11 protein-coding genes and 2 pseudogenes are annotated in these 14,337 nt (G+C 62.7%); 8 read left to right on the top strand and 5 right to left on the bottom strand.

What is annotated here, in order from left to right; translation table 11 throughout:
• Nucleotides 1–107: 107 nt before the first annotated feature.
• The 5 genes and pseudogenes from PKKP23_RS14755 to PKKP23_RS14735 form a co-directional block, all read right to left on the bottom strand.
• Entirely contained in the window at nucleotides 108–593 is a 486-nt protein-coding gene (locus PKKP23_RS14755) for an Hcp family type VI secretion system effector (protein WP_012733890.1), read from the bottom strand.
• Between the two features lie 101 nt (nucleotides 594–694).
• Entirely contained in the window at nucleotides 695–2,491 is a 1,797-nt protein-coding gene (locus PKKP23_RS14750) for an OmpA family protein (protein ID WP_126877442.1), read from the bottom strand.
• Entirely contained in the window at nucleotides 2,488–3,213 is a 726-nt protein-coding gene (locus PKKP23_RS14745; RefSeq protein WP_126877441.1) for a DotU family type IV/VI secretion system protein, read from the bottom strand. Before PKKP23_RS14745 ends, PKKP23_RS14750 begins: the two co-directional genes overlap by 4 nt.
• A complete protein-coding gene (tssK, locus tag PKKP23_RS14740; RefSeq protein WP_126877440.1) occupies nucleotides 3,210–4,562 on the bottom strand; it encodes a type VI secretion system baseplate subunit TssK in 1,353 nt (450 codons plus the stop codon). Before tssK ends, PKKP23_RS14745 begins: the two co-directional genes overlap by 4 nt.
• 115 nt (nucleotides 4,563–4,677) lie before the next feature.
• Nucleotides 4,678–5,211: pseudogene (locus PKKP23_RS14735) on the bottom strand (type VI secretion system contractile sheath domain-containing protein); the annotation flags it as partial.
• A 50-nt stretch (nucleotides 5,212–5,261) separates the two neighbouring features.
• Here PKKP23_RS14735 and PKKP23_RS14730 point away from each other — a divergent pair.
• The 8 genes and pseudogenes from PKKP23_RS14730 to tssA all read left to right on the top strand — a co-directional run.
• Nucleotides 5,262–5,612: pseudogene (locus tag PKKP23_RS14730) on the top strand (contractile injection system protein, VgrG/Pvc8 family); the annotation flags it as partial.
• A 299-nt stretch (nucleotides 5,613–5,911) separates the two neighbouring features.
• Entirely contained in the window at nucleotides 5,912–6,439 is a 528-nt protein-coding gene (locus PKKP23_RS14725) for a hypothetical protein (RefSeq protein ID WP_126877439.1), read from the top strand.
• Nucleotides 6,429–7,022 (top strand): hypothetical protein, encoded by a 594-nt coding sequence (locus PKKP23_RS14720; RefSeq protein WP_126877438.1) that lies wholly within the window; start codon nucleotides 6,429–6,431, stop codon nucleotides 7,020–7,022. The genes PKKP23_RS14725 and PKKP23_RS14720 overlap by 11 nt, the downstream gene beginning before the upstream one ends.
• A 409-nt stretch (nucleotides 7,023–7,431) precedes the next feature.
• The gene (locus tag PKKP23_RS14715; protein ID WP_126877437.1) at nucleotides 7,432–7,689 is read left to right on the top strand and encodes a hypothetical protein; all 258 of its coding nucleotides are present in this window, start codon (nucleotides 7,432–7,434) and stop codon (nucleotides 7,687–7,689) included.
• The gene (locus PKKP23_RS14710) at nucleotides 7,686–7,943 is read left to right on the top strand and encodes a PAAR domain-containing protein (protein WP_126877436.1); all 258 of its coding nucleotides are present in this window, start codon (nucleotides 7,686–7,688) and stop codon (nucleotides 7,941–7,943) included. Before PKKP23_RS14715 ends, PKKP23_RS14710 begins: the two co-directional genes overlap by 4 nt.
• Nucleotides 7,944–7,946: 3 nt before the next feature.
• The gene (locus PKKP23_RS14705) at nucleotides 7,947–9,185 is read left to right on the top strand and encodes a hypothetical protein (RefSeq protein ID WP_126877435.1); all 1,239 of its coding nucleotides are present in this window, start codon (nucleotides 7,947–7,949) and stop codon (nucleotides 9,183–9,185) included.
• A complete protein-coding gene (locus tag PKKP23_RS14700) occupies nucleotides 9,182–12,745 on the top strand; it encodes an ImcF-related family protein (RefSeq protein ID WP_126877434.1) in 3,564 nt (1,187 codons plus the stop codon). The genes PKKP23_RS14705 and PKKP23_RS14700 overlap by 4 nt, the downstream gene beginning before the upstream one ends.
• On the top strand, nucleotides 12,742–14,334 hold the full coding sequence (gene tssA, locus PKKP23_RS14695; RefSeq protein WP_126877433.1) for a type VI secretion system protein TssA: 1,593 nt from the start codon (nucleotides 12,742–12,744) through the stop codon (nucleotides 14,332–14,334). Before PKKP23_RS14700 ends, tssA begins: the two co-directional genes overlap by 4 nt.
• Nucleotides 14,335–14,337 lie beyond the last annotated feature (3 nt).

The following is a 14,337-nucleotide window of genomic DNA, read 5'->3' as shown; positions in this document are numbered from 1 at the left end:
TAGCAGCGAGACTCCGGAGAAAAAGGACCAGTCCGCAAGCCGGACTGGCGGACCGGAAAAAACGGGACCGGCGGAGGATCACGCGGTCCCGGCACACACTGCGGATATCAGGAACGCTCGTTCCACGTGTCCTTGTGGATGATGTTGCCGTCCTTGTACGACCACGTGATCGTCTCGTAGCGCAGCTCGACGTTCTCGAGGTGGTTGTGCTTCTCGTAGTCCGGGTTCTTGATGTCGTACATCACCGGATTGACCGCGACGATCTTGACGTTGTCGAGCTTGGTGTTGAAGTACTCCTTCTCCTTGCCCGCATCGTCGATCTTGTACCACTTGATCTCAACCGACTTGAGCGTCTGGCCGCTCGTTACCGCCTTGTACAGGTACGGCGTGGAGGCGTCCGTTTCCTTCGTCAGGGTGATGGGCTTGTGAACGCGCGTGCCGGTCAGCTTGCCGGTGTTGCCGTCGGTCGGGATGTGCACGCCGTGATTGAAGGCGACGAGCTCGACGCTGCCCTCACGGCCCTGCACCGTCACGGAACCTTTGATGTCGGCGCCGCCATCGTCCTTGAGCCACATGTAGGCCGGAATTGCCATTGCTTAACTCCCTGTTATGTACTGCTTACTACGACGATTGCCCGGAGCCTGTGGCCGGGCACTGGAATCCCGAAGCGGGAAGCTTCGGGGACTAGAAAGCCTTAACTCTTCGATGCTTCGGACGATGGCGCGTCTTTTGCCGTGTCGGGCACCAGCGTGATCTCCACGCGCCGATTTCTTGCGCGCCCTTCGGGCGTATCGTTGGTGGCGAGCGGACGCGTGTCGCCGTAGCCCTGAATGGCAAACTGCGTGGCGGGGAGGGCGGATGCCTCGACCAGCCAGTCGCGTACGGCTTCGGCGCGCGCGGCGGACAGCTTCAGATTGCTCTCCGGCGTGCCGACGTTGTCGGTGTAGCCAGCCACGAGAATCCGCTTGTCCGGATGCGCCTTGATCATCTCCAGTGCACCGACCATCGCACGCGTCGAACCGGGCCTGAGCTGTGCCTTGCCACTGTCGAACAGCGACATGCTGTCGAGCGTGACGACGGCCGGCGGCGGGGGAGGCGGGACGTATGAGGCGATCGCGTCGTTGAGCGCAGGCATCAGCCGGGCGCCGCGGAACATGCCGAACGACAGACGCAGCGGGACACCGATGCGCGTGTACCGGTCGAGCTCGTCCCGGTCTGCGACGAGCGCATGCAGGGCGTCGCGTCTTGCCGTGTCGTGCGATACGGGGATCATCGAATAGCGCCCGAGATCGGCGCCGATACGCGTGAGCAGCGCATCGTTGTTTCTTGCGGAGGCCCAGAACGCGGCGATGGCCGCACACGCGAGCAGCGCGATCGCATGGGCCAGGGCCGCAAGACGCGGCGACATCCAGTGACGCCGTGGCATCGCCTCCACAAGCGGCTGCGGCAACGGCCAGGGTAGCGGTGAAGCAGCCGCGTCCGCACGCAGGACGTGTGTCTGCGTTGCGACGTCGCACTCCCAGGGGCGGTCCGGTCTGGTGGCAGGCCCGCAGTCGATCCAGCCGGCACCGAACAGCGCCCACGGCGTGGCCGGCTGCTGCCGGTCGGCCAGTGTGCCGAGTACGACGCGCTGGGTCCATCCGACAATCGACGCGAGCGCGGCTGCTCGTTCCGTGGTCTTCCGGTCGCCAGCCGTCAGGCGGGCTTCGTCCTCTGCCGCCTGGATCACGCCGTCGAGCCGTACGGCGTCCACGAGCGGCGCCGCAGAAGAGACGCCATACCAGCGTGGCGGCAGGGCCAGGCCGACATCGGCAGTGCCGGCCGCTTCGCTGTCCGCCGCACCCGACGTTCCCGTCGTGGTGAGCCGTTGATAGACCGCCACATACCCGGGCAGTCTGGTGCCGAGTACCCGTGCCGCATCCGCAACGGACTGGCGCACGACACGCAACTGCTGCGTCATCATGTCGGCGCCGGCGTGCAGGGCGGGCGCGACAGAGAGCACCACACCGTCCGGCGCCCGGCCGTCGCGCCACTGCCTGACGGCAACGGCGAGTCTCGGCAATTCCTGGGGACGATCGACCCGCAGCCAGATCGCTCCGTCGCCGACATGCGCGAAGCGCGCCCCGGCGTTCCGGTCGAACAGCGCGGGCAGGCCGTCGCCGGTCACCAGAACGAGCGGCATGCGTGTGCGCAACCTGACGGGGATGTCGGCGGTCGCCGCTCCCAGTGCGGCAAGCATGTGCGCGGCCTGCTCCCGTGCGCGGGAAAGCTGGTGCGTGCGCCACCAAACCAGTGCCAGCGTGAGCAGTGCAATGGTCGCGGTCAATGCCCAGGTCACGCCGCGTCCAGCGGGCAACACGAGCCAGATCACGGCGAGCGCGAGCACGGCCCCAAGTACGGCCATCAGCCGGAACGGGTAACCGAGCCCCTCGTGGCCATCGTCGGGTGGCCGCACACCGGACGGAGCAAGCATAGGCAGTTCGGACTTCACGGTCGCAGCGCCTTCGCCGGTGCGAGCTGCGCGACGTGCCGATCGAGCGCTGTGGACCAGGCGCCCCAGACGATCGCAGCAACGAGGCACGCCAGCCCGGCAACGGCCCACGGCGAAAGCCGGTAGAAGAGATCGGAAAACCTGCGTCCCGCGCGGTCGACAACGAAAGGACGATCCGCCGATGGCCGAAGTTTTTCCAACTGGGCGTTCAGCGATGAGATCAGTCCGGCGCGCTTCGCCCCGCCTTCGCGTGCATAGCGTCCGGTAAAACCGATGCCGAGGATGGCCGCATAACACTCCAGCAGATCGATATGTGGTGCGGCCTCGCGCATGCGCGCTTCGAGCCGCTCGAACACCCGCTCGCCTGCATCGTGCAGACTGAACCTTCCCACCTGCAGTGGCGCGAGTTCCCAGTCGGCGCGGACGTCCGGCGGTAGATACCGGAGCGCCGTTTCGTCGAGCAAGGCGCACTGTGCCATGACGGCGTCGTGACGCACGTCGTCCGGATAGCCGCGTCGTCCCAGCGCGCCCGAAAACTGGTCGATGATCTGCTCGCAGCGGCTACGGAACCCCACAGGATCGTCGACCTTCCGGCTGCCAGCGAGCGTCGTCACGAGGAGTGCTGTGTCGCGCAGAAGGTCGCGTATGCCGCGGGCCGATGTGCGTGCTTCACCGGCATCCATCAGGGCTGGCTCGTGGCGATGAGAGGGCAGGACGTTCATGAGCGCAGCACCGCGTAAAGTTCGAGCGACGCATCAGGCACCGATGCCGGCAGATAGACCTGGCATGCGCGGGCGGCCAGCATCCGTGCGTGCGCGGGATCGCTGGAATCGAGCGCGAAATACTGATTGTCCAGACGCACCGGTATCGCGGCGGGAACGCGCTGTACCGCCTTCAGCCCGATGCCGGGCAGCGCGGAATTGACGATGTGTTCGACGTCGTCGGGCGCGCCGATCTTGCACAGCCGAGGAAACTGTTCGACCAGCTGGAACGCGGACACGGGCGCGTTGACGGACAGATACCAGTCGGCCGAGTCTTCCACGATCCGGCTATCGAGAAACTGTCCGGCCCAGGTAGTCGGACTCTTGCGGGTCAGGCCGATCGATACGACGCGCGACGGAATGATCGCGTCCAGCAGGTCGCGAATCATGTTCTCGAGCTTTGAGAAAACCTCGTCAGCGCGGGCATGGTCGTAGGGCGGAATGTTGGTGAGCGACGTTGCGGTCGAGAACGTCGTGAGCGCACTGGCCAGCTGCGCGAGGGTGCCGTACAACTGCTCCGGCGAGCGGGCCGGATGGGTGGCGAAGAGGTGCAACTGCGGCCATGCCGCATGGATACAGTGAAGCAGCCAGAAGAGCTGTACGTCGGCTACGCCGTACTCGGCAACCTGTTCGATGCGCTCGCTGCGGCGCGCGCCCAGCGCTGCGCTTTTTGCAAGCAGGATATCGGCGAGCCGGTCGATGCGTTCGAGGTGCAGCGGATGGCTGGCAAGCGTCAGGCACGGCGGCACGAACCGGTGGTCGACCTGGAACTGACCGCCTGCTCCGCGAGTGAGCCGGGCGACTGCACAGACTGTGTCGTCGGCATGCGGCTCGAAGTCGAACAGCAGGCGCACCGCGTGACGCTCTGCGGCAATCTCCGCGTCGCCGGTGCCATTCATGTCTGTGACCTTGGCGAACTCACGGTACGTACGGCGTGGACGCGCAAGCGACGTCTCGTCAAAGCGGCAGTTGCTGCCGTTGGCGTCGGGAAGGGCCAATGCCGCGAGCACGGTGACGGACTGGAGATCGGCGGGCACGCCACTTGTAAGGTCTCGTGCCGGAGGAAGCGGGTCGGCCACTGTCGTGTCCACTGGGGTGCCATCGGGAAAGCGCAGTTTCAGCCGCGTGAGCTTCACGCGTCCCGTGGCGAGCGCTTCTTCGTCGACCTCGATGCCGAGCGTGCCCCAAGGATCGGCAAGCGCGACGGATGCGACCTGCTGCATCGCGAAGCCGGTCCATCTGTCCTGTTGCTGGAAGTGCTGCTGGGAGAGGATGAGGCCCTCATGCCAGAGCGGTTTGTCGATCCGCATGGTCTGCTGTTTATCTGGTTATAGCTTACGGGTGCGCAAGCCTGATATACGGGCTGGAAGACTAATGAATACCCGATGAACTTGGATTGCCATTTTAATGGCGTGGTTGATTGAATTATGAATAATTGTCAATCCTGATCTTGTGGATTCTATTTTCGTGATCGATGGTGAGGAATACGACACGCCGGGTGGCCATCTGCGAAACCAGCGACAGGCCGATGTCCATCCCTTCCACCTGGAAGTGCGGAATGATGAAGAGCTTGATGCGGAAGAAGCCCGGGTTGTCCTCGATGTCCTCCACCGTCACCTTCGCCTCGCGCAGCGGGTGCGATGCCTGAAGCTCGTCGCCGGGATCCTTCATTTCCGTCAGGCGACCTAGCACACGCGGCATGACGAGACCGACGTAACGGGCGTCGTCGGTATCGCGGAAGCTCTTCCACTTGATGTACTCGGCGCGGTCGAAGTAGTTGCCGATGTCCTGAATGGCAGCAACCTCTTCCATCGACTGCTTGCCGAAGAATGCCGCACCCACCGAGCCGACGAACGGCATGTGCGCTGCCGCCGCGACCTTCGAGATGTTGCGCAGGAGCGCCACGTCCATCGGCGAACTCGTGAACTCGAAGTCACTGACCATCGCGCTGATCGGCTGCCGAAGGCGAAGAGCTGATTCAACGCTTCTGGTGACCGCATGGGCCGCCGGCCGACGAGACGCACTACCGGGTCGTGCTCGAACCGAAGATGGCGGACCTGAACCGCGGCGTGACGAGCCGCCTGTTCCAGAAGCAGTCGGTGGAGGAGATCGTCACCGATACGCTGCGGCACTACGGCTACCGCTCGGGCGTGGATTTCGTGTTCAATCTGCGGGGCAAATACAAGCGGCACGAGTACGTCACGCAATACCACGAGACGACGTTCGCCTTCATCCAGCGGATCTGCGCGCAGGAGGGCATCTGGTTCCGCTGGGAGCAGAAGAAGGACCACACCGTCATCGTGTTCGGCGACGATCTGGACGCGTATGCGCGCAGGCAGCGTACGGTCCCATATCAGCGCTTTACGATGTGGCACAAAGCAAATGCTGGTGCATGGCCCCAAGATGCGATAGTAGATTTTGAGGCTGACCCGGAAAGCGTTGGACAGGTTAAATATGCCGTTCGGTCAGCATGCTTCTTTTGGGTTGTCGATAATCTCTATGGCCTTGCCGATCAAGGTAATACTCAAGATGTCGTTGACTCAATAAGTAAGGTGATCAACCCCGGGCTATTTAAGGGAAAACCCAATAAAATGAAAGTAGAAAGCATTGATGGTAGAAGGGGGAATTTCTCGGAAATCCACAAATGGGGAGGTCTTGAGTGAAAATCGTTTCAAAGGTGTTTATCTTGATGGCGATCACAATTGCCATCGCTACAGTTCCCGTTGGAGCTACCGATTATCTCAACTCAACGAGCCTTTGTCATCGCGGTGAGATAGAATATTTTGGCTGTAAACTACGAGACTCCAACAAAATCGCGTCGGTATGTGCCGCTGATAATTCCTCGCCTGATCATGGATACGTACAGTACCGTTTCGGAACGCAGAACAATATTGAGTACAAATATCCAGGTAAGCTTACGCCTCCTCGGGGAAAAATTTCCATCGTAGATGTCTCAAGATTGCCCGATGGTCTGGGAAGTCATCTAAAATTTTCGAATGGATCTTATAGCTACGTAGTCTCAAATGCACTCGTGCCAGGAGAGATTTACGTTGCAAAGAACGGAAAGCTGATCTTCAATAAGATTTGTGAAGGTAACATATATAAGCCTTTCGGTAGTACCGCGCGGCGTGGTCTAGAGTATGGTGCGTCAAACTCAGTTGATGAGCTTGACCAACATGGCAAGTAAGAAAACGGTCTTTTTGATGCCAATTATGGCGTTCCCGGCGGTGACGCATGTGGAAGTATGGCATCAGCAAGACATTCTTCGATCCGACGGAGTAGTTACGAACGCTTGCCGAGCAATCTCAGTTTCGGTCATTACCTTTGTTTCGGCGGTGGCCGCACACGCTGAAGGTTTGTGCGCCACAAAAGAAACGGCAATCTTCAACTGCGAACTTGAAAAGACTGTGTCATCGCTTTGTCAATCGACGGAAAATGGAACTCTGACCTATCGAAACGGAATCGATGGAAAGATAAATTTGCAGGTTTCGGATAACAAAGAAATCAAGAAGGATGTTTTTTATTTTTCCAACACTCCGTACGCGGGAGGTGGGGAGGCTCATATTCGGTTTTCCCAGCTTGGTTACACATACTATTTGTACGACAGGACCGTTAAAGCGGATGAGGGCCCAACGTTTTCCACAGGCATTGTAATATACAGAGGAAAAAGGAAGATTTCCAATCTCACATGCAATAACGACGCATCAATACGCGCAGGCGCATATCAATCAATTACGAAGGAAACTTATAGATCAATCGGTTCTCGTTAAGAGCTAGGCTCGATCATGAAAAATGAGAAATTTTTCCTGCTGTGTTGCATCTTTGTTGCGTTTTCGTCCTGTGGGCATGGCACTGAGCTTGCCGAAAATTGCTCAGTGACAAATGGAAACAACAACGTGTTCGATGCATTTGCATTGGCAAATAATTCTCGAACTACAAGTTTTTGGATGGATGGACAAAAAGAGTCGATCGATGCTTGAGCTATAAAGAATTAACATCATGAATAAAATGAAGAACCTAATTTTGGGGTGCGCGTTCGCTGTGATTTCGGCCGGTGGATGTGCGTCTCCAGCTATCCCCTTTGTCGGCGAGTGGGACTGGAATAATTCTCCGAGCACAATGATATTTTCAATTGAACTAAAGCAACAGGGTAAAAAGCTTCAAGGGTAGTATTGTGCAGTGACGCAAAGCGGCAACAAGACGGATTGTGACGATGAAAAAAATCCAAATATTAATGGGGTTGTCGATGACACTGGGAAAACGGCAGTCGTCAACTTCTCTTCTTTCTTTGGCGCAAAGAATGGAAAGGCAGTTCTGAAGATAAATGATGGACATCTCATTTGGCATATTGTCAGAAACCCAAATGAAGGGGAATTCTACGCTCCCAAAGATGCCATCTTGGCACCTCATCAATTCACGAGGGAAAACACTAAATGAAAAATCTCGCATACGAAGGCGATGCAACGAGCCACGGCGGCAAGATCCTGACCGGCTCGGACCGCATCAAGGTAAAGGGTCGTCGGGCCGCCCGTGTCGGTGACAAGGTGTCGTGCCCGATCCACGGCGACAATGAAATCGTCGAAGGCGGTGGCAGGATCAAGGATGGCACCACGCCGCTGTCGAGCGATGGCGATCACACGCGATGTGGGGCCGTCCTCATTGCCTCTTCCGCCGGGGCGCGGGTTCGATAAGCAATGCCTGTTGATTTCAATCGCGTGCCGCCACAGGTAGAGGTGCCGCCCGCGCCGCAGCCGTCGCTGGTCGTCTGGACGATCCTGCTGATTCTCGTGATGGGCGCGGGGGCGGCGCTGGCGATCGCGCTCTGGCCTGCGGGCGCGCCGACGAACTCGCTGTGGTTCTGGTTCTGTGTCGCTGGTTATCCCTTTCTGGTTTGGGCATTTCTGCTGTGCTCCTGGCTCGGATACGGCTATGTCCGTCGCAATCAGGCGATTGCGACCAACCGCGTCAGCGATGAGGCAGAGCGGGCGTGTCATGCCGTGGCGGGCCGACCGCTGACGATACTGGGCCATGCCTGGTGCTTCGCCGCGAACGATTCGGAAAATTCGCTCGAAGGAATCCTAAACGGAACTGAACTGGCGAAGCTTCGGGCAAGCGGCGCAGTCGCGGATAGCGAAGTCAATGCACGTTGGCTCGACATCCCCGAGATGCGTTTTCAGCCGGGTAACGAACTCCTCGAACATGCCCGCCATCACGCGGTTTGTACGTGGCTGCTCGAACGCCTGATCGACCGTCTCCTGCCGCAGTTCAGCGCTCTTCCACCGCGAACGAATCTGCAGGTCGAGCTGCATCATCGGTCGAGGCTCAAATCCGGGGCTGTCGAAACCCGGCTACGGGAAGTGCTCGCTGAACGAGTCCCTGCGTTGAAGGTGGACGTCATGCCGGGTGAACACGCGATTCCGCTCTTCCGCACGGACGCGTGGCTTGACAAGCAATACATCAACACAGCCCACCTGTTGGTAGCTATTGAACTTCGCGATGCAATCAGTGCCGTGCTGTCTGATGGCGTTGCAGAGGCGGGCGTTGCCCTGCTCGTTGGGCACCCGCGCCTTACGTCACCGGCCAATCCCGTCGGACTACGTCTGCACCGGCCAGCCAAAGGCACGCTTGATGCCGCCGCTTCGACGCTTGTGCTTGCAACCCGTTGGGGACAATCTTCGCGCGATCGCCTGCACACGGTGTGGGCGCATGGTCTGATCAGTGACGCTATGAGTGCGGTTCGGCAAGCCGCGTTATTCCCGGATAAGACGCGATGGATCGCGCTCGAGACGTCGGTGGGCGACTGTTCGGGCGTAGGGCCGTGGTTGGCCGTCGCCCTTGCCGCAGAAAGTGCCCGGACAACGGGCGATCCGCAATTGGTGCTATGTGGCGAAGGTGAGGAACTGATCGCCCTCATGTGCAGAAAGCAGACATGAACGACAACAGGAATGAAAACAAGACTCGACCGGCCGGCCTCTTCATTGGCAGTGCGGCTGTCATCGTCTTCCTTGCGCTTGGTATCGCGATATGGGTCGAGGGACTCCGTCACGGGTGGTCTCGCGATACCCGCATCATCATCGAGCTTTCGCTGCTGTGCGCCTTGCTGGTGGTAATCCTGCTGGTCAAGTACTTCGAGGTGGTGCTGCTGTGGATCGCATCGCTGAGAGCTTCCCGCTGGTTTGCCCGTTACGACGCCGGCAAGCGCGCAGCGTCCGTTGATCACGACGATCAGGGCCAATCGTCGGGACAAGCCGACCGGGCTACATTGCTTCGCAATGCCCTGAGCGACCGTCACGGTTTCCGTTGGCGCTACCGCGAACGCTGGGTTCTCCTCGCTGGCGACGAACCGCTTGTAAAGCGCCTGGCGCCGGGACTTGTTGACAAGGGGTATCTGATTACCGGCGACACGGTCTTGCTCTACGCAAAGCAGACCACCACCACGCTCGACACGGACTGGCTCGACCAGATCCGCTGCCTGCGTCGCCGTCGCCCGGTCGATGCCATCGTAGGCATCGTGAGTGGCCGTAGCTCCCCGAACGCCCCGTTCGATACCGATGGCCTCGCCCAGCGGCTCGCCCGTCATGCCCGCGCCCTGCGCTGGGCGGCGCCTGCCTACCTGCTCAACGTCACCGATTTCGGCAGCGAAACATCGGGTCCCGACGACGCCATCGGCTTCACATGGTCACGCCCGCGCGTGAGCCCGGACGAGATCAACCGGTCCTTGCAGGGGCTCTCATACAACCTCGCCGATGCCGGCGTCGTACGACTCACGCGGAATGTCTCCGATCGCTATCCCGTCGAACTCTCGCGACATATCGACCGGCTGCGCGACGGGTTGACCGGCCTCGTCCTGCAGACGTCGCAGTCCCGCCTGTGGCGCCACGCTGTCCACGGCGTCCTTTTCGCACCGCTCTTCAAGGAACGGGAACTGGCGCCACCCGCGTCTGCCGACGCGAACGACGATGAGCCGGCGGGCAGCGCGCAACACCGCAGCATCTGGCAGACCGTCGCCACCCACAGCCGCACGGTCCACGGCCGCCGCGTCGGTTTCTCGCTATCGACCACCGCAGCATGGCTCACCACCGCCATGCTTCTCCTGTGGCTCACCGGCACGATGATCTCCGGCCTTACGAACCGCGCAACCATCCAGACAGCCAGCGGCACGCTGACGAAGCTTTCCACCGCCCAGGACCGCACGCAGACCCTGCAGACGCTCGACAGCCTCGACCGCCAGATCGACACCCTCGAAACCCGGCAGCGCGACGGCGCCCCCTGGACCACGCGCTTCGGCCTGAACCACGACACCGCGCTGCTGGCCGCCCTGTGGCCCGGTTACGAGAACGCCGCGGGTCGCATCCTCGTCGGTCCCATCCGCGAGAAGCTCGAGTCGCGATTGCGCCAGCTCGCTTCGCTGTCGGACGCGGAGATCGCGAGCGGCGGCAACGCGCAGGTGCAGGCCGCCTACGACACGCTCAAGGCCTACCTGATGCTCGCGAGGCCCGAGCGTGCGATGGCGGCATTCCTCGCGCCGCAGCTCGTCGCCACTTCAGCGCCCGCGCGACCGGAGCATTCGCCCGTGTCGGCGGGCACCTGGGAGGACCTGCGCCAGCACACTATCGCGTTCTTTGCGAACCACGTCGGACGCGGTGCTTCGGCAGACGGTTCGTCGCTGGCCATCGTGCCCGACGGCGGCCTGATCGCGGCCACGCGCCAGACTGTCATCGGCGTGCGCGGCATCCAGAACTCGAAGGACGCGCTGTACCAGCAGATCATCGCGGACGCGTCGCCGAAGTACCCGCCGGTGTCCCTCGCGACGTTGCTCGGCGACACCACGGGCCGCGGTCTCTTCAACACGACGGCGACCATTCCCGGCGTGTTCACGCGCACCGCGTGGGAGGAGCGCATCTCGAAGGCCATCGACGAGGCGAGCGGGCAGCGCGACGTCGCCGGCGACTGGGTGCTCTCGGACACGAAAGCGACGAACCCTGCGCCGTCGACGCTGAAGGCCGAACTGCGCCAGCGTTACTTCGACGACTACACGCGCGCATGGGCGCTGTTTCTCAACAGCCTGCGCTGGCAGCCGGCCCCCACGCTCCCGGCCACCGCCGACCAGCTCACGCTGCTGGGCGACCCGCAGCGCTCGCCGCTCGTCGCGCTGATGAACGCGATCGTCTGGCAGGCCGGGGCAGGCGCGAATGCTCAGTCGCTGTCCGATACGCTGATCAGCAAGGCGCAGCAGCTCGTCGGTGCCGACGAAAAAAATCCGTCGAAGCAGGCGCAGCCGCAGCTCGCGCCGCTCGCGGTCGCATTCGGACCGATCCTGCGGCTCACGGGCAGCGACATCGCTCAGGCCGCGCCCGCCGGCAGCAAAGCCGCGGCCCAGCAGGCGGCGACGGGTGACCTGAGCCTCGCGCGCTACCTCGAACGCGTCACGGCGATGCGCCTCAAAGCCACGCAAATCGTATCGAGCAGCGACCCGGACGCGATGGCCCGCATGGCCGCGCAGTCGGTGCTGCAGGGCAAGACGTCCGACATTGCCGAAAGCCGCGACTACGCAAGCCGCGTGGCCGCCAGCCTCGGCGAGCAGTGGGCCGGTTTCGGCGAGCTGTTCCGTGCTCCGCTCGACCAGACCTGGCAGGTGGTCGTGCAGCCGGCCGCGTCGAGCCTCAACGACATCTGGCGCAGCGCGATCGTCGCTGACTGGAACCGCTCGTTTGGCGGCCGTTATCCGTTCGCGGATTCGGACAACGACGCGTCGCTGCCCGAGATGGCGCGCTTCATGCGGCCCGACAACGGCGTCATCGCGCAGTTCGTGACGACGCAGCTTGCCGGCGTGGTCGAGCGGCAGGGCGACCGGTGGGTGGCGGCCCAAGGCGCGGACCATGGCGCGCTGACCATCGATCCGGCGTTCCTCAGGAGCCTCAACCAGCTCACGCGCATTTCGTCGGTCGTGTTCCCGTCCGGCGACGCGCACGTGCGCTACGAGCTGAGCGCGGTGCCCACGCCGGGCGTGACCGACATGAGGTTCGTGCTGGCCGGCCGCGAGCTGCACTACTTCAACCAGAAGCAGGAGTGGACGCCGTTCGAATGGCCTGGCCAGTCGCTCGAAAACCTCTCGCACATCGAATGGCAGACGGCGCAGGGCGGACTGCGCAGCGCGCTCGACGCGCAGGGCCGCTTCGGCCTGATCCGGCTGCTCGAGCGCGCGAAGGTTTCGCAGCAGGACAGCGCACGCTACCTGCTCACCTGGACGCCCGACACGAGCCAGGGCATTCCGCTCAAGGTCCAGCTGCGCAGCGAGGCCGGTGCGGGCCCCCTCGACGTGCTGCAGCTGCGCCACTTCACGCTGCCGGCGCGGGTCTTCGTGACGGGCCCGGCTGCCGGTGGACCGAAGCTTTCGGGCATCAGTCCACCGCCGTTGCCGGCTTCTGCCATCGCCGCGGCAAAGCACGCCGCCATGCCGCTGCCCGGCGGCTACGTACCGGAGGTTCAATGATATTGGGCGGACTTTTCAAGCGCCTTTTTCCGGCCCGCGACGACGGCGAACAACTCGCACGCGCCCGCCTCGATGCCTGGTCTGCCTGGGTCCAGCCGCTGCCTGGCGAGGGCGGCGCGGGCCGCGACCCCGGCTACGAAGACGTGTTCTTCGAGCTGCGCGAGGAAACGCAGAAGCTCTCGGGCATCGACGATGGCCTCATCATCCGTTCCTGCGAGCAGCTACTGAAGGAGACCGGCAAAGACCTGCGGCTCGCGGGCTATTACGCGTTCGCGCGGCTCAGGCAGGACGGTGCCGCCGGTTTTGCGGACGGCCTTGAACTGGCGGCTGCACTCGTCGACCGCTTCGGCGAAGCGCTGCTCCCCGCACGAGCCGAAGCGAAGAAGGGCGCGCTCGAAATGCTGGCGACCACGCGCATGATCGAGCTGCTGGAGCGCCGGGGTGCCTTCGCACCGCAGGACCTCGAACGTGCGCTCGCCGCGCTCGACGTGCTGCTCGAACGCACCGCGACGTGGCCCGAAGCCGCGCGGCCGAACCTGCAGCCGCTCGTGTCCCGTTTCGACCAGAAGGCCGAGCCTGCACGCGCGGCGGAGGCAGACGCGGGCGTGGCAGCGGCAGCGGTTCCGTCGGCGAGGACAGACACGTCGAGCCCCATCGGTTCCACGCGCGACCTGCTCGACCAGGCCCGCACGATGGCGGTGTGGCTGCGCGATCAGGAAAACGGCTACCTGCCCTCGGTGCGGCTCGTGCGCAGCGTGCGCTGGGACACGCTGCACGAAGTCCCGCCTGCCGATGCCACGGCTCAGACGCGTCTGCTGCCGCCGCGCGGCGAACTGCGCCAGCAGATGAAGCGGCTCGTTCTGCAGAAGCAGTGGCACGAACTGCTGGAGCGCGTCGAGGGCGCGTTCATGGAGGGCGTGAATCACCTGTGGTTCGACCTCCAGTATTTCCAGCACGTGGCGCTCGATCACGTCGGCGCGCCGTACAGCACCTGGCGTGAACTGCTGCGCGCGGATTTCGCGCTGTTCCTCGAACGCCTGCCCGGCATCGAGCGTCTCGCCTTCAACGACGGCACGCCATTCGCCGACGACGCCACGCTCGAATGGATCGCACGTCACGCCGTAGTACGCGACCTGGAAGCAGGGGAGACGGTGGCGCCGTTCCCGGTTTCCGCCGACAAGGAAGGCGAGGCGGCCGGCGACTGGCCGGAAATCGAGGCGCAGGCGCGCGACCTGTCGGCGCGCGAGGGCGTGGAGGCGGCGTTTGGCTGGCTCGACGCATTGCCCGGCATGAAGACGAAGCGGCACCGCTATCTGCAACGGCTCGTCATGGCGCGCCTCGCCGACTACGGCGGGAAGCCCGATACGGCGCTGGCACTGCTGAACGAACTCGACGGCGCGGCGCGTTCGCTGCCGCTCGCGAGCTGGGAGCCGGCGCTCGTCTTCGAAATCAAGCAGCAGTTGCTTCGCACGCTGAAGGCCATGAGCAACCGCAAGGATGCGGATAAGCCGGCGCTCGCGCGGCGCATCGGCGAACTGCAGGCGGAACTGACCGTGCTGGATCCGGCGCGCGCGCTCGCCCTCTCATAAGAA

This window comes from Paraburkholderia kururiensis JCM 10599 = LMG 19447, from assembly GCF_003986935.1.
Classification (GTDB): Bacteria; Pseudomonadota; Gammaproteobacteria; order Burkholderiales; family Burkholderiaceae; genus Paraburkholderia; species Paraburkholderia kururiensis.
This window is presented reverse-complemented; position numbering and strand designations above follow the sequence as displayed.